General features: G+C 72.3%; 20 protein-coding genes. 3 read left to right on the top strand and 17 right to left on the bottom strand.

Going from position 1 to position 19420, the window contains the following annotated elements:
- Window positions 1-35 precede the first annotated feature (35 nt).
- The 15 genes from O7616_RS16595 to O7616_RS16525 form a co-directional block, all read right to left on the bottom strand.
- A complete protein-coding gene (locus O7616_RS16595) occupies window positions 36-551 on the bottom strand; it encodes an arginine repressor (protein ID WP_282260803.1) in 516 nt (171 codons plus the stop codon).
- On the bottom strand, window positions 548-1486 hold the full coding sequence (argF, locus tag O7616_RS16590) for an ornithine carbamoyltransferase (RefSeq protein WP_282302805.1): 939 nt from the start codon (window positions 1484-1486) through the stop codon (window positions 548-550). Before argF ends, O7616_RS16595 begins: the two co-directional genes overlap by 4 nt.
- Complete coding sequence (locus tag O7616_RS16585; RefSeq protein ID WP_282302804.1) at window positions 1483-2712, bottom strand: acetylornithine transaminase; 1230 nt, start codon at window positions 2710-2712, stop codon at window positions 1483-1485. The genes argF and O7616_RS16585 overlap by 4 nt, the downstream gene beginning before the upstream one ends.
- Window positions 2709-3614 (bottom strand): acetylglutamate kinase, encoded by a 906-nt coding sequence (argB, locus tag O7616_RS16580; protein ID WP_282302803.1) that lies wholly within the window; start codon window positions 3612-3614, stop codon window positions 2709-2711. The genes O7616_RS16585 and argB overlap by 4 nt, the downstream gene beginning before the upstream one ends.
- 55 nt (window positions 3615-3669) lie before the next feature.
- Window positions 3670-4842 carry a bifunctional glutamate N-acetyltransferase/amino-acid acetyltransferase ArgJ gene (gene argJ / locus O7616_RS16575; RefSeq protein ID WP_282302802.1) on the bottom strand — a complete coding sequence of 391 codons (1173 nt, stop codon included), beginning with the start codon at window positions 4840-4842 and terminating at the stop codon, window positions 3670-3672.
- 55 nt (window positions 4843-4897) lie between these two features.
- On the bottom strand, window positions 4898-5899 hold the full coding sequence (gene argC, locus O7616_RS16570) for an N-acetyl-gamma-glutamyl-phosphate reductase (RefSeq protein ID WP_282302801.1): 1002 nt from the start codon (window positions 5897-5899) through the stop codon (window positions 4898-4900).
- Window positions 5900-6092: 193 nt separating this feature from the next.
- Window positions 6093-8675, bottom strand: a complete 2583-nt coding sequence (gene pheT, locus O7616_RS16565) for a phenylalanine--tRNA ligase subunit beta (RefSeq protein WP_282302800.1) — start codon at window positions 8673-8675, stop codon at window positions 6093-6095.
- A gap of 40 nt (window positions 8676-8715) precedes the next feature.
- Entirely contained in the window at window positions 8716-9783 is a 1068-nt protein-coding gene (gene pheS / locus O7616_RS16560; protein WP_282302799.1) for a phenylalanine--tRNA ligase subunit alpha, read from the bottom strand.
- Between the two features lie 221 nt (window positions 9784-10004).
- Window positions 10005-10802: an RNA methyltransferase gene (locus tag O7616_RS16555; RefSeq protein WP_282302798.1), complete on the bottom strand. Its 798-nt coding sequence runs from the start codon at window positions 10800-10802 to the stop codon at window positions 10005-10007.
- Window positions 10803-10885: 83 nt separating this feature from the next.
- Complete coding sequence (gene rplT, locus O7616_RS16550; protein WP_088990288.1) at window positions 10886-11278, bottom strand: 50S ribosomal protein L20; 393 nt, start codon at window positions 11276-11278, stop codon at window positions 10886-10888.
- Window positions 11279-11310: 32 nt separating this feature from the next.
- Entirely contained in the window at window positions 11311-11505 is a 195-nt protein-coding gene (rpmI, locus tag O7616_RS16545; RefSeq protein WP_030488428.1) for a 50S ribosomal protein L35, read from the bottom strand.
- Window positions 11506-11525: 20 nt separating this feature from the next.
- The gene (gene infC, locus O7616_RS16540) at window positions 11526-12176 is read right to left on the bottom strand and encodes a translation initiation factor IF-3 (RefSeq protein WP_282260818.1); all 651 of its coding nucleotides are present in this window, start codon (window positions 12174-12176) and stop codon (window positions 11526-11528) included.
- Between the two features lie 628 nt (window positions 12177-12804).
- Complete coding sequence (locus tag O7616_RS16535; RefSeq protein ID WP_282302797.1) at window positions 12805-13278, bottom strand: PH domain-containing protein; 474 nt, start codon at window positions 13276-13278, stop codon at window positions 12805-12807.
- Window positions 13279-13888: 610 nt separating this feature from the next.
- On the bottom strand, window positions 13889-14734 hold the full coding sequence (hisG, locus tag O7616_RS16530; RefSeq protein WP_282302796.1) for an ATP phosphoribosyltransferase: 846 nt from the start codon (window positions 14732-14734) through the stop codon (window positions 13889-13891).
- Window positions 14735-14781: 47 nt separating this feature from the next.
- Window positions 14782-15045, bottom strand: a complete 264-nt coding sequence (locus O7616_RS16525; RefSeq protein ID WP_030335709.1) for a phosphoribosyl-ATP diphosphatase — start codon at window positions 15043-15045, stop codon at window positions 14782-14784.
- A gap of 134 nt (window positions 15046-15179) precedes the next feature.
- Between O7616_RS16525 and O7616_RS16520 the strand changes: the two genes are divergently transcribed.
- The 3 genes from O7616_RS16520 to O7616_RS16510 are packed head-to-tail and all read left to right on the top strand — an operon-like array spanning window position 15180 to window position 17631.
- A complete protein-coding gene (locus O7616_RS16520; RefSeq protein WP_282302795.1) occupies window positions 15180-16043 on the top strand; it encodes an ABC transporter substrate-binding protein in 864 nt (287 codons plus the stop codon).
- Window positions 16040-16885: an amino acid ABC transporter permease gene (locus O7616_RS16515; RefSeq protein ID WP_282302794.1), complete on the top strand. Its 846-nt coding sequence runs from the start codon at window positions 16040-16042 to the stop codon at window positions 16883-16885. The genes O7616_RS16520 and O7616_RS16515 overlap by 4 nt, the downstream gene beginning before the upstream one ends.
- A 2-nt stretch (window positions 16886-16887) precedes the next feature.
- Window positions 16888-17631, top strand: a complete 744-nt coding sequence (locus O7616_RS16510; protein WP_282260826.1) for an amino acid ABC transporter ATP-binding protein — start codon at window positions 16888-16890, stop codon at window positions 17629-17631.
- Between the two features lie 19 nt (window positions 17632-17650).
- Here O7616_RS16510 and ribH read toward each other — a convergent pair whose 3' ends face one another.
- The gene (ribH, locus tag O7616_RS16505) at window positions 17651-18151 is read right to left on the bottom strand and encodes a 6,7-dimethyl-8-ribityllumazine synthase (RefSeq protein WP_282264595.1); all 501 of its coding nucleotides are present in this window, start codon (window positions 18149-18151) and stop codon (window positions 17651-17653) included.
- A gap of 2 nt (window positions 18152-18153) precedes the next feature.
- The gene (locus O7616_RS16500; protein WP_282302793.1) at window positions 18154-19419 is read right to left on the bottom strand and encodes a bifunctional 3,4-dihydroxy-2-butanone-4-phosphate synthase/GTP cyclohydrolase II; all 1266 of its coding nucleotides are present in this window, start codon (window positions 19417-19419) and stop codon (window positions 18154-18156) included.
- Window position 19420 lies beyond the last annotated feature (1 nt).

Genomic DNA, 19420 nt, shown 5'->3' with positions numbered 1-19420 from the left:
CGCGACTGCGGGGCGCACTCGCGGCGCTCGCTGGATCATGACGTGGTGGTCCCCTCGACGGTGTCGTCGCGCCGGGCCCAGCCGGCGAGCTTCTCGCCGAGCGCGGCCCCACCGACGGCCTCACGGGCCACGACGAGGATGGTGTCGTCGCCGGCGATGGTGCCGACGACCTCCGGCAGGCCCGCCCGGTCCAACGCGCTGGCCAGATACTGGGCCGCGCCCGGCGGGGTCCGCAACACGGCGATGTTGCCGCTGGAGTCGACGCCGTTGAGCAGCTCGTGCAGCAACCGCATCAACCGGGCCGGCGCGGCCTCGGCGTCGCGCAACGGCCGCTTACCGTCCTCGGGGATCAGGTAGACGGCCGGTCCGTCACCCCCGCGAACCTTGACCGCGCCCAACTCCTCGAGGTCCCGCGAGAGGGTGGCCTGAGTGACCCCGACACCGTCGGCGGCGAGCAGGTCGGCCAGCTCGGTCTGCGACCGGATGGCCTTGTCGCGGATCAGCTCCACGATCCGGGCGTGCCGGGCCGCGCGGGTCAACGGGGCGGTCATCGGGACTCCCCGGGCGTGGCGTCCAGCAGGAACGTCAGCAACGCCTTCTGCGCGTGCAGCCGGTTCTCCGCCTGGTCGAAGACCGCGCTCTGTGGACCGTCGAGCACCTCGTCGGTGATCTCCTCGCCGCGGTGCGCGGGCAGGCAGTGCAGCACGATCGCGTCCGGTGCGGCCTGACCGAGCAACTCCTTGTTGACCTGGTACGGCAGGAACGGCGTGATCCGGTCCAGCCCGTCGGACTCCTGACCCATCGAGGTCCAGGTGTCGGTGGCGAGCACGTCGGCGTCGCGTGCCGCCTGCGCCGGGTCGGTCAGCACCCGCACCGACCCGCCGGTCTCGGCGGCGATCCGGGCCGCTCGGTCCACCACGGACGGATCGGGCGCGAAACCCTCCGGCCCGGCGACCCGGACGTGCATCCCGGCCGTCGCCCCGGCCAGCAGGTACGACTGCGCCATGTTGTTCGCGCCGTCTCCCACGTACGCCAGGGTGCGCCCGGCCGTGCCGCCGCACCGCTCCCGGACGGTGAGCAGGTCGGCCAGCAGCTGACACGGGTGGAAGCCGTCGGTGAGCGCGTTCACCACCGGCACGCTCGCCCCCGCCGCCACCTCGGCGATCCGGTCGTCGCCGTGGGTGCGCAGCACGATGGCCGCGACGTAGCGGGACAGCACACGCCCCGCGTCGGCGAGCGACTCACCCCGACCGAAGTGGGTGACCTGCGTGTCCACGACGAGCGGGTGCCCACCCAGCTCGGCGATCCCGGCGTCGAACGAGATCCGGGTCCGCAGGCTCTGCTTGTCGAAGAGGACCGCCACCGAACGGGGGCCGACCAGCGGCCGGTGACCGAACCGGTCCGCCTTCATCCGCTCCGCCAGGTCGAGGACCGCTGACTGCTCGGCGGGCGAAAGGTCGTCGTCGCGCAGGAAGTGCCGGGTCATCGAGTCGTCCCTGTCGTGGTGGTCGGCGTGGTCGGTTCGAGTGCCGCGCCCGCGGCCGCCGGGGCCGTCACGTCCAGCGCGGCGGGCAGCGCGGCGACGAACGCGTCGGCCTGGGCGGCGGTGAGGATCAGGGGCGGGACCAGCCGGAGCACACCCGGCTGCACCGGGTTCACCAGGAAACCGGCCTCCCGCAGGGCGTCGGCGAGCACCGACGCCACCGGCGCGGTGAGCGCCACGCCGAGCAGCAGCCCCGCGCCGCGTACGTCGGCGATCAGCGGGTGGCCCAGCGCCTCGATGCCCCGGCGCAGCCGCTCACCGACCCGCTTGACGTTGTCGAGCAGCCCCTCGTTGGCGATGGTCGCCACCACGGCGAGCGCCGCCGCGCAGCTGACCGGGTTGCCGCCGAAGGTGGTGCCGTGCGAGCCGGGGGTGAGCAGGTCGGCGGCCGGGCCGAAGGCCAGCGTGGCGCCGATCGGCAACCCGCCGCCCAGACCCTTGGCCAGGGTGACGACGTCCGGCTCCACGCCGTCGGCCTGGTGCGCGAACCAGTGCCCGGTACGGCCGATGCCGGTCTGCACCTCGTCGAGGACCAGCAACGCCCCGTGCCGGGCGGTGATCCGCCGGGCCGCCGCGAGGTAACCGGCCGGCGGGACGACCACACCGTTCTCACCCTGGATCGGCTCCACGATCAGCATCGCGGTGGCGTCGGAGACGGCCTCCTCCAAGGCGGCGACGTCGCCGTAGTCGACGTGGGTCACCTCGCCGGGCAACGGCCGGAACGGGTCGGCCTTGGCCGGCTGACCGGTCAACGCGAGCGCACCCATGGTGCGGCCGTGGAAGCCGCCCCTGGTGGCCACCACGTGCGTGCGACCGGTACGCCGGGAGAGCTTGAACGCCGCCTCGTTGGCCTCCGCGCCCGAGTTGGCGAAGAAGACCCGGCCCGGTCGACCGGCGAGCGCCAACAACAGCTCGGCCAAGGCCACCGGCGGCTCGGCGACGTAGAGGTTGGAGACGTGCCCGAGGGTCGCGACCTGCTTCGACACCGCCGCGACCACGGCCGGATGGGCGTGCCCGAGGGCGTTCACCGCGATGCCGCCGACCAGGTCGAGGTATTCCCGGCCGGAGTCGTCGACCACGACGGCACCGGCGCCGGAGACCAGCGCCAGTGGCGGCGTGCCGTAATTGTCCATCATGGACTGCTTCCAGCGCTGCGCCAACGTGCTCACGACACGACCATCCCGTCTCCCGGCACCACCATCGTCCCGAACCCTTCCGAGGTGAACACCTCCAACAACGTGGAGTGCGCCACCCGACCGTCGACGACGTGCGCGGCGGGCACTCCCCCACGCACCGCCCGCAGACAGGCCTCCATCTTCGGCACCATCCCCGACTCCAGACCCGGTAGCAGCTTGGCCAGGTCGTCCGCGGTGATCTCGGAGACCAGGCTGGTGGTGTCCGGCCAGTCCGCGTACAGGCCGGCCACGTCGGTGAGCACGACCAGCTTGCGAGCCCGCAACGCGATCGCCAGCGCCGCGGCGGCGGTGTCCGCGTTGAGGTTGTGCAGCACCCCGTCGACGTCCGGCGCCACCGTGGAGATCACCGGAATCCGACCGGCCTCGATCAGGTCCGTCACCGCCGACACGTCGACCGACTCGACGTCCCCGACCTGACCGACGTCGACCGGCAACCCGTCCACGTACGCCGGGCGGCGCACCGCGGTGAACAGCCGGGCGTCCTCACCGGACAGGCCGACGGCGTACGGGCCGTGCGAGTTGATCAGACCGACCAGCTCGCGGCCCACCTGCCCGACCAGCACCATCCGGACCACGTCCATCGCCTCGGCGGTGGTCACCCGCAGGCCACCCCGGAACTCACTGGCGATGCCGAGCCGACCCAACATCGCGGAGATCTGCGGGCCGCCGCCGTGCACCACCACCGGCTTCAGACCGGCGTACCGCAGGAAGACCATGTCCGCCGCGAACGCCCGCTGCAACTCCGGATCGGTCATCGCGTTGCCGCCGTACTTGACCACGACAGTGGAACCGGAGAAACGCGCCAGCCAGGGCAACGCCTCGATCAGGGTCTCCGCCTTGACCTGGGCCCGGGCGAGATCGGTGGTCAGGCTCACCGCGCCGGCCTTTCGTTCGCGACTGCGGGACTCCGCTCCGCTGCGTTCCTCGCGCTCACGTCGAGTACGCCGAGTTCTCGTGCACGTACGCGTGGGACAGGTCGTTGGTCCAGATCGTCGCCGCCGCCGTACCCGCGTGCAGGTCGATCCGGATGGTCACGCCCCGCCCGGTCAGGTCCACCTTCGAACGGTCCTCGGCGCCCGCACCGCCCCGACACACCCACACCCCGTTGACCGCCACGTCCACCTCGTCCGCATCGAAGGCGGCCCGGGTGGTGCCGACGGCGGCGAGGATCCGACCCCAGTTCGGGTCGTTGCCGAACAGCGCGGTCTTGACCAGGTTGTTGCGGGCCACCGTACGGCCCACCTCGACCGCGTCGTCCTCGTCGGCGGCGTTCACCACCTCGATGGCGACCTCCTTGGTGGCGCCCTCGGCGTCGGCCACCAACTGCTGGGCCAGGTCGTGACAGGCCGCGGTGACCACAGCGGTCAACTCGGCCACCGTCGGCTCGATGCCGCTCGCACCGCTGGCCAACAGCAACACCGTGTCGTTCGTGGACATGCAGCCGTCGGAGTCGACCCGGTCGAAGGTGACCCGGGTCGCCGCGCGCAGCGCCTCGTCCAGCACCGCCGGCCCGGCCACCGCGTCGGTGGTGAGCACGCAGAGCATGGTCGCCATCCCGGGAGCGAGCATCCCGGAGCCCTTGGCCATGCCGCCGACCGTCCAGCCGCTGCCCCGGGCCACTGTGGTCTTCGGCCGGGTGTCCGTGGTCATGATGGCCTCGGCGGCGGCCCCGCCACCGTCGCGGGACAAGCTCCTGATCGCCGACCGGACGCCGGGCAGCAGCTTGGGCATCGGCAGCCGCTCACCGATCAGGCCCGTCGAGCAGACCGCTACCTCACCGGCACCGAGGATCAGCCGCGGGCTCACCGAGGTCAACTCGGCGGCGGCGTGCTCGGCGGTGGCATGGGTGTCCTGGAAACCGCCCGGGCCGGTGCAGGCGTTGGCACCGCCGGAGTTGAGCACCACCGCGCGGACCACACCGCCCTGCACGACCTGCTGGCTCCAGAGCACCGGCGCGGCCTTGACCCGGTTGGTGGTGAAGACACCGGCGACACCGGCGTCCGGGCCGTCGTTGACCACCAGGGCGACGTCCGCGCCGCCGCTGGCCTTGAGCCCGGCGGCCACCCCGGCCGCCCGGAACCCCCGAGGGGTGGTGACACTCACGGCGCCTGCCTTTCGTTCGCGACTGCGGGGCTCCGCCGCGCCGCACTCGTCGCGCTCACGGGCTGACTCCCCAGATCGACAGGCCCGTCGTCTCCGGCAGGCCGAGCATGAGGTTGGCGTTCTGCACTGCCTGACCGGCGGCGCCCTTGCCCAGGTTGTCCAGCGCGCTGAGCACGATCAGCCGCCCCGAGTCGACGTCGACGGTGGCCTGCAGGTGACACGAGTTGGAGCCCATCGTGGCCGCCGTGTGCGGCCAGCGACCCTCCGGCAGCACGTGCACGAACGGCGCGTCCGCGTACGCCCGCGTCAGCACCTCCTGCGGGTCGACGCCGCGCGCCGGCACCGCCGTGACCGTGGCCAGGATGCCGCGCGGCATCGGCGCCAGGACCGGGGTGAACGACAGGCCGGTAGCCCCGGTCGCCTGCTTGATCTCCGGAACGTGCTGGTGGGTGCCGACCCGGTACGGCGACAGGTCGCCCATGACCTCGCTGGCCAGCAGGTGCGCCTTGGCCGCGCGGCCCGCCCCGGAGGTGCCGGAGGCGGCGACCACCACCACGTCGGCCGGGTCGGCCGCACCGTCGGCGATCAGCGGCGCGAGCGCCAGGGTGATCGCGGCGGCGTAGCAGCCGGTGTTGGCCACCCGGGTCGAGCCGGCGATCAGCTCCCGCTGACCGGGCAGCTCGGGCAGGCCGTAGGTCCACTGCCCGGCGTGGGTGCCGCCGTAGTACTGCGCCCAGGCGTACGGGTCGGCCAGTCGGTGGTCGGCACCGAGGTCGACGACGCGCACCTCGGCCGGCAACTGCGCGGCGAGGGCCGCCGACTCACCGTGCGGCAGGGCCAGGAAGACCAGGTCGGCGTCGGCCAGGCTGGTCGGGTCGGTCGCGCCGAACACCAGGTCGAGCCCGGTCAGCTGGGGGTGCACGGCGTCGACGCGGTGCCCGGCCTGGCTGTGTGCGGTGGCGGCGACCAACTCGAACTCCGGGTGCCCGACGACCAGGCGGAGCAACTCGCCCCCGGCGTAGCCGCTCGCACCGGCGACCGCGACTCGAATCCCCATACTCACCTCCGCATGAATATGCAGCGAAGATTAACAGGGGTGACACACGAGTGCAAGTTCATGCAACCCGCTGCATGCTAATGAATAGGGTCAGCTGCACCCGCCTCGTCGATCATGGAGGTGTGGTGGGTGACAAAGCCCCCCGTGTAACACCGAGCCAGGCACCACAACTCCATGATCGACTTGGCTGGCCCTACGCGCCGCGCAGGGTGGCGCCGAGGCGCTCCGTGGCGACGGCGACCGCCGCGTCCCGCGCCGCGACCGCCTCCTCGACGGTCAGCGTGCGGTCCGGTGCCCGGAACGTCAGCTTGTACGCCAGCGACCGGCGACCGGCACCGAGCTGCGCGCCGGAGTAGACGTCGAACAGCCGCACGTCCTCCAGCAGCTCACCGGCGCCCGCCTCCAGCGCCCGGCGCACCTGCTCCGCCGGCACCGACTCGTCCACCACCAACGCCACGTCGATGAGGGCGGGCGGGAAGCCGGAGACCGACGGCGCGGGCGTCACCGGACTCGGCGGCAACGCGTCCAGGTTCAACTCCATCGCGCAGGTGCGACGGGGCAGCTCCAACGCCCCGACGACCACCGGGTGCAGCTCACCGGCGTGCCCGACGACAGTGCCGTCGACAAGCAGCTCGGCGCAGCGGCCCGGGTGCCACGGCGCGTACTCGGCCGCGCGGACCTCGACCTGTTCGCCGGGCACACCGGCGGCGTCCAGCACGTCCCGGGCCGCCTCGATGGCGTCCGCCCAGCCGGCCGGTCGACCGGCACCCCACCAGCCGGCCGGGTCGATGTCGCCGGAGAGCACCGCCGCGACGTGCACCGGCTGCGCCGGGACCACCGCGTCGGCGGCGGCGAACTCCGCGTCGCTGGGACGCCGGTCCACGCCCATCGCCGGCGGGCTGCCCGCACCGACACGCGGGTGGAAGACCGCGCCGATCTCGTACAGGGCGAGGTCACGCTGGCCCCGGCCGAGGTTGCGCTTGAGGACCCCGAGCAGCGGGCCGAGCAGTGTGGTGCGCAGCAGCGGCTCCTCCTCGGACAACGGGTTGGCCAGCCGCACCGCGGGCCGACGCGCGTCGTCGGCCGGCAGGCCGAGCTGGTCGGCCAGCTCCGGCGACACGAACGGGTGCGCGAGCACCGCCACGTACCCCCGCTCCGCCAGCGAGTCGGCGACCGCCCGGCGGCGACGCTGCCGTGGGGTCAGACCACGACCGGGGGGCGCGCTCGGCAGCACCGACGGCACCTTGTCGTACCCGTCGAGGCGGACCACCTCCTCGACCAGGTCCGCCGGGTCGGTCAGGTCGGGCCGCCAGGTCGGCGGGGTGACGCTCAGCACCGTCCCCACGCCGCTGGCCACACCGACCGTGCCCGGGTCCTCGGACAACCGGTCCGCGCCCTGCGCGACGGTGCAGCCGACCCGCTCCAGCAGCGCGACCACCCGCGCCGGCGGGTACTCGACGCCGACCCGCCGGGTCGGCAGGTCCGCAGGCAGGCTGATCGGGGTACGCGGCCGGATGTGGTCGATGTCCAGGATCTCCGCGCTCGGCGTGCCGCCGCCGTGCTCGGTCAGCAGGCCCACGGCACGCTCCAACGCGACGAGCGCCACGGCCGGGTCGACGCCCCGCTCCCAGCGCTTCGCGGCCTCGCTGAACAGCTTGTGCCGACGGGCGGTGCGCCCGACCATCGCCGGGTCCCAGTGCGCCGCCTCGAAGAGCACGTTGGTGGTGGTCCCGGTGACGACCTCGCTGGTCTCACCACCCATCACCGCGGCGAGGGAGATCGGGACGCCGTCGCCCCCGCCCCCGAGGGCGTTGGACAGCCCAGCGTCGCAGATGACCATGTCGTCGGCGGTGAGCACCCGGTTGACGCCGTCCAGGGTGGTCAGCTTCTCCCCCGCCTCGGCTCGGCGGACCACCAGCGACCCGACGATCCGGTCGGCGTCGAAGGCGTGCATCGGCTGGCCCAGCTCCAGCATCACGTAGTTGGTGATGTCGACGGGCAGCGAGATGCTGCGGATGCCGGCCGTGACGAGCCGCTGGGCCATCCACGACGGGGTCGGCGCGCCCGGGTCGACGCCCCGGACCAGACGGGCGGTGAATCGGTCGCAGCCGACCGTGTCGCGGACCTCCACCGGGTACGCGGGCTCCTCGGTGCCGCGCGGCGCGGGCATCAGGGCCGGGTCGCGCAGCGGCACGTCGAACGCGTGCGACAGCTCCCGGGCCAGGCCGCGCAGGCTCAGCGCGTACCCCCGGTCGGGGGTGATCTCCAGGTCGAGCACGACGTCGTCGAGACCGACCACCGGGCGCGCGTCGTCGCCCGGCTTGGCCGCCACGTCCGGCCCCAGCACGATGATGCCGGAGTGGTCGTCGCCCAGGCCCAGCTCCTTCGCCGAGCAGATCATGCCCGCCGAGTTGTGCCCGTACGTCTTCCGGGCGCCGATCGCGAACCCGCCGGGCAGCACACCGCCGGGCAGGATCACCACCACCCGGTCACCGACGGCGAAGTTCCGCGCCCCGCAGACGATCTCCTGCGGCTCGCCGGTGCCGTTCGCGTCACCCACGTCCACCCGGCAGAACCGGATCGGCTTCTTGAAGCCGGTCAGCTCTTCGATCTCGCGTACCTCACCGACGACGAGCCGGCCGGTGACGCTCTCGCGCAGATCCACGACGGACTCGACCTCGATGCCGAGGTCGACCAGGGCCTGCTCCAGGTCACCGGTGGGCAGGTCGGCGGGGAGGTCGACGTACTCCCGCAGCCAACTGACAGAAACTCGCATGACTTCAGACCACCGTTCCCGTGTCTCGTACCCGCATCGCCTACGCCTCGGTCCCGAGCGCGCGGCTGAACCGCACGTCGCCCTCGAAGAGATGGCGGATGTCGCTGACCCCGTGCCGGATCATCAGGGTCCGGTCGATGCCCATGCCGAACGCGAATCCGGAGTAGACCTCCGGGTCGACGCCGCAGGCGCGCAGCACCCGCGGGTTGACCATGCCGCAGCCACCCCACTCGACCCACTGCGGGCCGTCGCGGTGCTCCGGGAACCACACGTCGAACTCCGCCGACGGCTCGGTGAAGGGGAAGTAGTGCGGTCGCCACCGGGTCTTCGCCTCCGGCCCGAACATCGCCCGGGCGAAGTGGTCGAGCGTCCCCCGCAGGTGCGCCATCGTGATGCCCTTGTCGACCACCAGACCCTCGGCCTGGTGGAACACCGGGCTGTGCGTGGCGTCGATCTCGTCGGTGCGGTAGACGCGACCGGGCACGATCACGTAGATCGGCGGCTTACGGCTGAGCATCGTGCGGGTCTGCACCGTCGAGGTGTGCGTCCGCAGCACCAGGCCGGAGCCCTCCGGTGCGATGTGGAAGGTGTCCATCAACCCGCGCGCCGGGTGGTCGGCGGGGATGTTCAACGCGTCGAAGTTGACCCACTCCAGGTCGACCTCGGGCCCCTCGGCCACCTCGTAGCCCATCGCGACGAACAGGTCGCTGATCGACTCCATCAGCGTGCTCAGCGGGTGCCGGGCACCGCGCGGACGCCGGTCGTAGGGCAGTGTGACGTCCACCCGCTCCTCGACCAGCACCCGCTCGGCCTGCTCGCGCTCCACCACCTGGGCGCGCTCGGCGTACGCGGACTCGATGGCGCGGCGGGCCTCGTTGACCCGCTTGCCGGCGTCGGACTTCGCGGCCGGTGGCAACGCGCCGATCTCCCGGCGGGCCAACGAGACCGGGGACCGGTCACCGAGGTGCACCGAGCGCAGCGCGGTCAACGCGTCCGGGTCGGCGGCGGCGTCGAACGCCTTCGTGGCGTCCGCGACGGCCTCGGCCAGGGCGGCGGGGTCGAGCAGGGCGACCTGCTTCGGGTCGTACGGATCGTTGCGGTAGCTCATGGCGTACGGGCACTCCCTCACGGCGGCGCCAGCCCTCATCGGGGCGGCGAAGCGAGTCTACGGACGCGCGGCTGTGCCGCAGCCCGCCGGTAGGAGTTGCGCAGGGAGCAGGTCAGGCCCGCCGCCCGCCGACACCGGCGGGCTGGCTAAACGAACGCCGTGGCGCGTTCATGGACGGACGCTCTCCCCTGCTCTCGGTCGCGCCGGGTGTGTGGACACCGTCAGCGCTGTGCTCTCGCTGAAGCGTACAGGCACACGGCCGCCGCGGCAGCCAGGTTGAGGCTCTCCGCGCGCCCGTACAGGGGAACCCGCACCCGGGCGTCGGCCGCGGCCGTCAACTCCTCGGGCAGCCCGTGCGCCTCCGAGCCGAACAGCCAGGCGGTGGGCCCGACGAGTCGGCCGTAGTCGGTCAGGTCGTCGAGGTCGCTGTCGCCGTACCCGGTGGTGGCGAAGATCGACAACCCGGCGGCCCGCAGCGCGTCGACCACCGCGACCGGGTCGGGCGCGCGGACCACGTCGACGTGGAACAGGCTGCCGGCCGAGGCCCGCACACACTTACCGTTGTACGGGTCGACGGCGTCGCCGGCGAAGACCACCGCGCCCGCCCCGGCCGCGTCGGCGGTCCGCAGCACCGTGCCGGCGTTGCCCGGGTCGCGGATCTCGGCCAGCACCGCCACCAGTCGGGGTCCGCCCGCGAGGGCCTGCTCCAACGGCACGTCCAGGTGCCGGCAGACGGCGACCAGCCCCTGCGGGGCGACGGTCTCGGCCAGCGCGGCGAGGGCCTCGTCGGTCGCCTCGGAGACCGGCACGTCGGCGCGGGCCGCCGTGGCGGCCAACTCCGGGTACCGGTCGAGCGCGGCGGGCGTACCGAACAGCTCGGTCACCACGCCCGGCCGCGCGAGGGCCTCGCGGACCGCCTGCGGGCCCTCGGCCAGGAACCGGCCGGTGGCGTCGCGGTCCCGGCGGCGTTGCAACCGGCGGGCGGCGACAACCCTGGGGGTACGCGGGGTGAAGGCCATGATGTGCGCTCCTCCGGCACGATCGAGGCGCCCCCCGGACGGCGGTGCCGACACGGGAGACGCCTCGCTCTGGTGCGTGGGGATCAGGCGGCCTGAGCCGCCGCGCCGCCGGTGCCCTCGGCCGTGACCGCGGCCCGGGCCAGCTCCACGATCGCCGCGAAGGAAGCGGCGTCGTTGACAGCCATGTCGGCCAGGATCTTGCGGTCGACCTCGATACCGGCCAGGCGCAGGCCCTGGATCAGACGGTTGTAGGTCATCCCGTTCGCCCGGGCGCCCGCGTTGATCCGCTGAATCCACAGCTGCCGGAAGTCGCCCTTGCGGTCGCGACGGTCCCGGTAGGAGTACTGCATCGAGTGCAGCACCTGCTCCTTGGCCTTGCGGTACAGCCGGGAGCGCTGACCGCGGTAACCGCTCGCGGTCTCCAGCAGGGTACGACGCTTCTTCTGGGCGTTCACAGCCCGCTTGACGCGTGCCATCTCAACTCCTTCTTACGTAAAGGTGGCGCGCGTCAGCGGCCGAGCAGCTTCTTGATGCGCTTGACGTCGGCCTTGGCCAGCACGACCGTGCCGGTCAGCCGGCGGGTCTGGGTGGAGGGCTTCTTCTCCAGGTTGTGGCGCAGGCCGGCCTGCTGGGCAACGATCTTGCCCTTGCCGGTCACCCGGACCCGCTTACCCATACCCGTGTGGCTCTTCATCTTCGGCATGTGGAACGTCTTCTCCCCTGTTACTCGCCGCTGGTGGCGGCGGTGCCGGTGTCACCGGCTGCTGCTGCGGTCTCGCCGACCGCCGCGGCGTCATCGGCTGCCGGAGCGGCGGACTCGTCCGCGGCCCGGTCCCGAGGGCCACCGCGAGACGCCGTGGCGGCGACCGCGGAAGCCTTGACGGCCCGGTGCGGAGCGAGAACCATGATCATGTTTCGGCCGTCCTGCTTGGGAGCGGCCTCGACGTATCCCAGGTCCGTGATCTCGGATTCGAGCCGACGCAGAAGCCGGTAACCCAGCTCCGGGCGACTCTGCTCGCGACCGCGGAACATGATCGTCACCTTGACCTTGTCGCCCGCCTTGAGGAACCGCACCACGTGACCCTTCTTGGTCTCGTAGTCGTGCGGGTCGATCTTCGGCCGAAGCTTCATTTCCTTGATGACGGTCTGCTGCTGGTTACGCCGCGCTTCGCGCGCCTTCAGTGCGCTCTCGTACTTGAACTTGCCGAAGTCCATGAGCTTGCACACCGGCGGGCGCGCCATCGGCGCAACCTCGACCAGGTCCAGATCGACGTCCGCGGCCAGCTGAAGAGCGCGCTCCAGCGGGACGATGCCCACCTGCTCACCCTCTGGGCCGACCAGTCGGACCTCACGTGCCCGGATCTGCTCGTTCACGCGTGGTTCGACGCTGATGGGGCCTCCTCGAGTCGTTTCTGCTCAGGTGCCGACCCCCGCGGCTCCCGGATGGGAACCGACCCGAAAAGCAGAAGGCCCCGGCGCATGCCAGGGCCCGCTCGACCGGTCGGCACGATCACAGGATCGCGCATCCGGGACCGGGACATGCCCGGAACCGGTGACCGGACCCGGCCACCGTAGCGGCGACTCGGGTGGGAGCAGGCGCTCCGCTTTCAAGGCTGCCTGCTCGCATGCGGAGACAGCCTGGTCGACTCGACAACACTACACCGACGTCCCGGCCACCCCCAAACCGGGACACCCGGGGCACCGGCCCGGCCCACCTGAACGACCCCGCAGCACTGTCAGACCCGGGCGGCCGTCCCCCGGCAAGCCATGCGCGGAGGCCCTTGCGCTTCCGGCGCACCACGCCCCCGGCGCGGGGGCGCGGGAGCGCCACGCGGGTGCTCCGCACACCATGATCTGCGCACCTTCGGTGAAACTGTTGCCTCAGCGATGCCGGAGGCAGCAGTTTCACCGAAGTTGTGCGGATCTTGCGGTCCGGGGCGGGGTCAGGGGTCAGGGGTCAGGGATTGGCGGCGAACGCCCAGGCCGGCCGGCGCGGCGATCGTCAGAGACCGGCGGCGCGTTCGGCGAGGCGGGCCTGGTGAGCCTGGTGCAGTCGCCGCAGCGCGCGGACACCGTCGACAGCCAACTCCTTGTCGGCCGCCTGCAGGGCGACCATGGGCAGCAGGTCGTCGTCGTGCAGTTCCAGGCTGGCCCACGGCGCACCCCGATCGAAGCGGACTCCCCGCACGACCTCCCAGGGCAGCTCGTAGGAGCTGATCACGTTACGCACCCGGATGCCGCGCTCGTCCGCCTCCACCCGGGGACGGGTGAACAGCAGGAACCCCAGCGCACCGAAGACACCCAGGCCGATCATGGCCACCTGGTCACCGCGCTGGAAGCTGCCGTAGCCGTCGCCGGTCGGCCCAGTCAACGAGGTGGCGACCAGACCGAACACCACCACCAACGCGACCGCCGCCGACCAACACACCACGCGGATGCGGCGGGGCTTCAGGCGGACCAGCTCGGTTTCACTCACCCCACCAGTCTGCCATCCGCACCCGGCCCCTCAAACGCACCACCCACTGACCAACGCCTCAAACCTCAGCGTCAACGGCACGGTCCCGAGATCGCGATCGTGCCGGCCGCCGTCCGGGACGACAACCAGTTAGGTCACGCTCGAACCGGCCGTCCTCCGGGACCACAACCGCAAGATCATGCTCGAACCAGGATGTAGTGGCCTCGGCTCGACGTGGAGGCCACTACATCAAGGTTGGAGCGCGCTCTTGCCGCGCCCGGGGTGGTTTTCCAGCCCTCCGGACCCGAGGCCGGCGCGCGGCAGTAGATCCACTCCGGTTCGGCGAAATGGGGGTGTCGCGGCGAGCGGGACACCCCCACTTCGGGGAAACCGAGTTGATCAAGGCGCAGGGGGCAGGCGCGAGACGCGAGGCGCGACACGCGCAGGCGGGCAGGCGCGACAGCGCGTGCGGCGGGCAGGCGAGACGGCGCGCGCGGCGGGCAGGCCCGACGGCGCGCGCGGCGGGCAGGCCCGACGGCGCGTGCGGCGGGCAGGCCCGACGGCGCGCGCGGCGGGCAGGCGCGACGGCGAGACGGCGCGCAGCCCGACGGGCAGCCGCGAGGCGTAGGCGTCAGAGGCGGCAGGCGTGGATGTTGGTGACGAGGATGGCGCGGGCACCAAGCTCGTACAGCTCGTCCATGATCCGGTGGACGTCGTCGCGGAGCACCATCGCCTGCACCGCCACCCAGCCCTCGCGGTGCAGGGGCGAGACGGTGGGCGACTCGATGCCCGGGGTGAGCCCGCTGGCCCGGTCCAGCAGACCGGCCGGGACGTCGTAGGCGAGCATCACGTAGCGGCGGGCGACCAGCACACCGTGCAGACGGCGCAACAACTGCTCGGCCTGGGGGTGCGCGGGCGCGTCGGCGCGTCGGACCAGCACCGCCGAGGAGCGCAGCAGCGGTTCGCCGAAGACGACCAGGCCCGCCTGGCGCAGGGTGGCGCCGGTCTCCACCACGTCCGCGATCACGTCGGCGACCCCGAGGCGTACGGCGTTCTCCACCGCGCCGTCGAGGCGGATCACGTCGGCCTTGACCCCCGCCTCGCGCAGGTGCCGCTCGACCAGCCCCGGGTACGCGGTGGCGATCCGGTGGCCGCCCAGGTCCTGCACGGAGGCGATGTCGTCGGGGCGGGCGGCGAAGCGGAAGGTGGCCCGCCCGAAGGCGAGGTCGACGACCTCCTCGGCCGGCGCGGCCGAGTCGATCAGCAGGTCCCGGCCGGTGATGCCGAGGTCGAGGTCACCGGAGCCGACGTAGGTGGCGATGTCCTTGGGACGCAGGTAGAAGAATTCGACGTCGTTGGCCGCGTCCCGGCAGACGAGGTCCTTGGGGTCGGTGCGCTGGCGGTAGCCCGCCTCGCGCAGCATCTGGGCGGCCGGTTCGGCCAGGGTGCCCTTGTTGGGGATGGCGACACGCAGCATGACGGAGTGCTCCTTCGATCCGGATGACGATCAACGGGTGAGGGCACTCACAGATGTCGGTAGACGTCCTTGAGCTCGAGACCGCTGGCGAGCATCAGCACCTGGACCTGGTAGAGCAGTTGGGAGATCTCCTCGGCGGTGCGCTCCGGCCCCTCGTGCTCGGCGGCCATCCACGACTCGGCCGCCTCCTCGACGACCTTCTTGCCGATGAAGTGCACGCCCTTGTCGAGGGCGGCGACGGTGCCCGAGCCCGGGGTGCCGGCGGCGGCCTTGGCCTGCAGCTCGGCGAACAACTCCTCGAACGTCTTCACGAGGAAGGATTCTTCCAGCCGGCCGACCGGCACCGCACGTCCGGGTCCGCAGGCACCCAGCCAGCGGGACAATTCCCTACCGACCTGGTGGGGGAATTGTCGATCGACGGCTGTCACGCTCTACGCTGTCCGCCATGGCTAGCAGCTCACGTCTTTTCGCGCTCACCGTCGTCGGTGCCGCCGTGGTCGCCGCCGCCGGATGCGCGCCACAGGACGACACCCCGACCCCCGTCGTCACCGCGGCGCCGTCGTGCGTCAAGGACAGCCTGCCCACCCGTACGCCGGGCAAGCTGACCATCGCCACCGACCAGCCCGCGTACGAGCCGTGGTTCTCGAAGGACAAGCCGGACAGCGGCGAGGGCTTCGAGTCGGCTGTCGCGTACGCGGTGGCCGAGAAGCTCGGCTACGCCCGCGCGGACGTCACCTGGACCCGGGTCAAGTTCGACGCGGCGATCGCACCCGGACCGAAGACCTTCGACTTCGACATCAACCAGTTCTCCATCACCGAGGAGCGCAAGCAGGCGGTCGACTTCTCCGCGCCGTACTACCTGGTGCGGCAGACCGTCATCGCGTTGAAGTCCTCGAAGATCGCCGGCAAGGCGTCGCTGGCCGATCTGCGCGACGCGCGGCTCGGCGCCCAGGTCGGCACCACCAGCTACCAGGCGATCACCGACGTGATCAAGCCGAGCGTCGAGCCGCGGGTCTACAACAGCAACGACGACGCCAAGAAGGCCCTGCAGAACGGGCAGTTGGACGGTCTCGTGGTGGACCTGCCGACCGCCTTCTACATCACCGGCGCGGAGATCACCGACGCGGTGATCGTCGGGCAGGTGCCGCAGGTCGGTACGCCGGAGGCGTTCGGGTTGCTGCTGGACAAGAACTCACCCCTGACGTCCTGCGTGAGCGGCGCGGTCGGTCAGCTCGCCTCGGCGGGCACGCTGAAGGAGTTGGAGCAGAAGTGGCTGGCGCAGGTGGCGGGCGCGGCCGAGCTGCGGTGACCCTCCTGGATCACGTCCCCTCGCAGGCGCAGCGGAGGCGGTCGGCGTACCGGCGTCGGCAGACCGTCTTCAGCGTGCTGGTCGCGGCCTCGTCCACGGCGGTGCTCGGCACGCTGCTGGTCGTCGCGGTGACCGGGGCGCCCGGCTGGGACCGGGTCCGGCAGTCGTTCCTGGACCCGGAGATCGCCCGGGACGCGCTCCCGGCGGTGGTGACCGGGCTGTGGCTCAACGTCCGACTGCTGGTCTGCTGTGCGGCTGGTGCGCTGCTGCTCGGGTTGGTGATCGCGGTGCTGCGGACGGTGCGCGGCCCGGTCTTCTTCCCGGTCCGGGCGCTGGCCGCCGGCTACACGTACACGTTCCGCGGCCTGCCGCTGATCATCGTGCTGTACCTGCTCACCCTCGGCGTACCCGGCCTGCGGTTGCAGGGGATGCCACCGGTGCTGGTGCTGGGTGGGCTCGCGTTGGTCCTCACCTACGGCGGCTACCTGGCCGAGGTGTTCCGGGCCGGCATCGAGTCGGTGCACCCCAGCCAGCTCGCCGCGGCCCGCTCGCTGGGCCTGACCTACCGGCAGACGATGCGGCACGTGGTCCTGCCGCAGGCCGTCCGCCGGGTGGCGCCACCGCTGCTCAACGACGTGGTGGCGTTGCAGAAGGACGTCGGGCTGGTCTCGCTCGCCGGGCCGATCGACGCGGTCCGCGCCGCGCAGATCGCCACCGCACAGACGTTCAACTACACGCCGTACGTCGTGGCGGGGGTGCTCTTCGTGCTCCTCGCGATCCCGCTGATCGCGGTCACCGACTGGGTGACGCTGCGGGCGGCCCGCCGACAGTCGGGAGGCTGACCATGGCGCTGCTGCGCTGCCGGGGTCTGCGCAAGGAGTTCGCCGACCACGTGGTGCTCGACCAGCTCGACCTGACCGTCGACGAGCATCAGGTGGTGGCGCTGATCGGCGCGTCCGGGTCCGGCAAGTCCACCCTGCTGCGGTGTGTGAACCTGCTGGACGAGATCGACGACGGCACCATCGAGTTGGACGGGGAGGACATCTCCGATCCCCGGGTGGACGCCGACCGGGTCCGTCGGCGGATCGGCATGGTCTTCCAGGCGTACAACCTCTTCCCGCACCTGAGCGTGTTGGAGAACATCACGCTCGCGCCGCGCCGCGTACACCGGCGGGCTCGTGCGGAGGCGGAGGCCCAGGCCCGGGAGCTGCTCGACCGGGTCGGGCTCGGCGCGAAGGCGGACGCCTACCCGGACCGGCTCTCCGGCGGTCAGCAGCAGCGGGTGGCGATCGTGCGGGCCCTTGCCAACTCGCCCCGGCTGATGCTGCTGGACGAGGTCACCTCCGCGCTGGACCCGGAACTCGTCGGCGAGGTGCTGACGATGATCCGCGACCTGAAGGCCGACGGGATGACGATGGTGCTGGCCACCCACGAGATGGGCTTCGCCCGGGAGGTCGCCGACCAGGTGTGCTTCCTCGACGCGGGTCGGGTCGTCGAGAGCGGCCCGCCCGAGCAGGTGCTGGGCGAGCCGACCCAGCCTCGGACCCGGCAGTTCCTGCGCCGGATCATCGAGGCCGGTCGACTCTGAGCGAGGGCCGGCGGAGGCGTCAGCCGCCGAAGCCGACCCGCTGGGCGTTGCCCGCCGCCACGGTCCGGACGGCCAATGCGGCATCGAGGGCGGCGACGGTGGCGGCCCAGCCCTTGTCCTCCGCCGAGCCGGGCAGACCGGCCCGGTCCCGGGCCTGCTCGATGGTCTCCACGGTGAGCACCCCGTGCGCCACCGGCTTACCCTCGTCCAACGCCACCCGGGTCAGACCGTCGGTGACCGAACGGCACACGTAGTCGAAGTGGGCGGTGGCGCCGCGCACCACCACGCCGAGGGCGACCACCACGTCGCAGCGGCGGGCGAGGGCCTGGGCGACCACCGGCAGCTCGACCGAACCGGCGACGCGGGCGACGACGGATCGCGCCCCGCACGCCTCGGCGGCGGCCACCGCACGCTCCACCATGTGGTCGGTCAGCTCGCCGTGCCAGCGGGCGGCGACGACCCCGACGGTCAGGCCCGCGGCGTCCACCGCCTCGACTCCCGGCTCACCGAAACCCGCCATCGTCATGCTCCGATCTCGTCGTCGGCGACCGGACGCCCCAGCGGCGCCTCGGACCCCTCGTCCAACTCGTCCAGCAGGTGACCCATCCGGTCCCGCTTGGTGCGCAGGTAGCGCAGGTTCTCCGGGTGCGCCCCGGCCGGCAGCCCCTCGCGGCCGGTGATCGTCAACCCGTACCCCTCCAACCCGGCCCGCTTGGCCGGGTTGTTGGTGAGCAGCCGCATCGAGCGCACACCCAGGTCGTAGAGGATCTGCGCGCCGGTGCCGTAGTCCCGGGCGTCGGCCGGCAACCCCAGGTCGAGGTTGGCGTCGACGGTGTCACGGCCGAGATCCTGCAACTGGTACGCCTGAAGCTTGTGCAGCAGCCCGATGCCCCGCCCCTCGTGCCCGCGGACGTAGAGCACGACGCCCCGCCCCTCCTGCGCGACCCGAGCCAGCGCGGCGTCCAACTGCGGGCCGCAGTCGCAGCGCAGCGAACCGAACACGTCCCCGGTCAGGCACTCGGAGTGCACCCGGACCAGCACGTCCTGGCCGTCACCGAGGTCGCCCAGCACCATCGCGACGTGCTCGGCCGGGTCGTGCTCGGCACGGTAGCCGAGCGCCCGGAACACGCCGTGCCGGGTGGGCATCCGGGCGTCGGCGACCAGCTCGACCTGCTTCTCGGTGCGCCGCCGGTAGGCGATCAGGTCGGCGATGGTGATCAGCGTCAGGCCGTGCTCGGCGGCGAACTTCTCCAGGTCGGGCAACCGCATCATGGTGCCGTCGTCGTTGACCAGCTCGCAGAGCACGCCGGCCGGGCGCAGCCCGGCCAGCCGGGTCAGGTCGATCGCGGCCTCGGTGTGCCCGGGCCGACGCAGCACCCCGCCCTCGCGGGCGCGCAGCGGCACCACGTGCCCGGGGCGGGCCAGGTCGGTCGGGTCGGTGGACGCGGCGGCGAGCAGCCGGATGGTGTGCGCCCGGTCGGCCGCCGAGATGCCGGTGCTGACCCCCTCCCGGGCGTCCACCGTCACCGTGTACGCGGTGCCGCGCCGGTCCTGGTTGGTGTGGTGCATCGGCGGCAGGTCGAGGCGGTCGGCCTCGCTCTCGGTCAACGGCACGCAGACGTACCCGGAGGTGTAGCGCACCATGAACGCCATCAGCTCCGGCGTGGCCAGCTCGGCCGCGAAGATCAGGTCGCCCTCGTTCTCCCGGTCCGCGTCGTCGACCACGACGACCGGCCGACCGGCCGCGATCTCCGCGATCGCGTGCTCGATGCTTCCGAAGCTGCTCATG

Source organism: Micromonospora sp. WMMD964 (genome assembly GCF_029581455.1).
GTDB lineage: Bacteria > Actinomycetota > Actinomycetes > Mycobacteriales > Micromonosporaceae > Micromonospora.
The sequence above is the reverse complement of the archived record's forward strand: the minus strand, read 5'-3'. Positions and strand labels throughout refer to the sequence as shown.

What these genes read in the sequence shown, in the direction of transcription:
- hisG (WP_282302796.1), bottom strand. Translation starts at nt 14,734, where the DNA reads ATGCTGCGTGTCGCCATCCCCAACAAGGGCACCCTGGCCGAACCGGCC.
- pheS (WP_282302799.1), bottom strand. Translation starts at nt 9,783, where the DNA reads ATGAGCTACCGCAACGATCCGTACGACCCGAAGCAGGTCGCCCTGCTC.
- rplT (WP_088990288.1), bottom strand. Translation starts at nt 11,278, where the DNA reads ATGGCACGCGTCAAGCGGGCTGTGAACGCCCAGAAGAAGCGTCGTACC.
- O7616_RS16520 (WP_282302795.1), top strand. Translation starts at nt 15,180, where the DNA reads ATGGCTAGCAGCTCACGTCTTTTCGCGCTCACCGTCGTCGGTGCCGCC.
- O7616_RS16510 (WP_282260826.1), top strand. Translation starts at nt 16,888, where the DNA reads ATGGCGCTGCTGCGCTGCCGGGGTCTGCGCAAGGAGTTCGCCGACCAC.
- rpmI (WP_030488428.1), bottom strand. Translation starts at nt 11,505, where the DNA reads ATGCCGAAGATGAAGAGCCACACGGGTATGGGTAAGCGGGTCCGGGTG.
- pheT (WP_282302800.1), bottom strand. Translation starts at nt 8,675, where the DNA reads ATGCGAGTTTCTGTCAGTTGGCTGCGGGAGTACGTCGACCTCCCCGCC.
- O7616_RS16595 (WP_282260803.1), bottom strand. Translation starts at nt 551, where the DNA reads ATGACCGCCCCGTTGACCCGCGCGGCCCGGCACGCCCGGATCGTGGAG.
- argF (WP_282302805.1), bottom strand. Translation starts at nt 1,486, where the DNA reads ATGACCCGGCACTTCCTGCGCGACGACGACCTTTCGCCCGCCGAGCAG.
- O7616_RS16500 (WP_282302793.1), bottom strand. Translation starts at nt 19,419, where the DNA reads ATGAGCAGCTTCGGAAGCATCGAGCACGCGATCGCGGAGATCGCGGCC.
- ribH (WP_282264595.1), bottom strand. Translation starts at nt 18,151, where the DNA reads ATGGCGGGTTTCGGTGAGCCGGGAGTCGAGGCGGTGGACGCCGCGGGC.
- O7616_RS16555 (WP_282302798.1), bottom strand. Translation starts at nt 10,802, where the DNA reads ATGGCCTTCACCCCGCGTACCCCCAGGGTTGTCGCCGCCCGCCGGTTG.
- argC (WP_282302801.1), bottom strand. Translation starts at nt 5,899, where the DNA reads ATGGGGATTCGAGTCGCGGTCGCCGGTGCGAGCGGCTACGCCGGGGGC.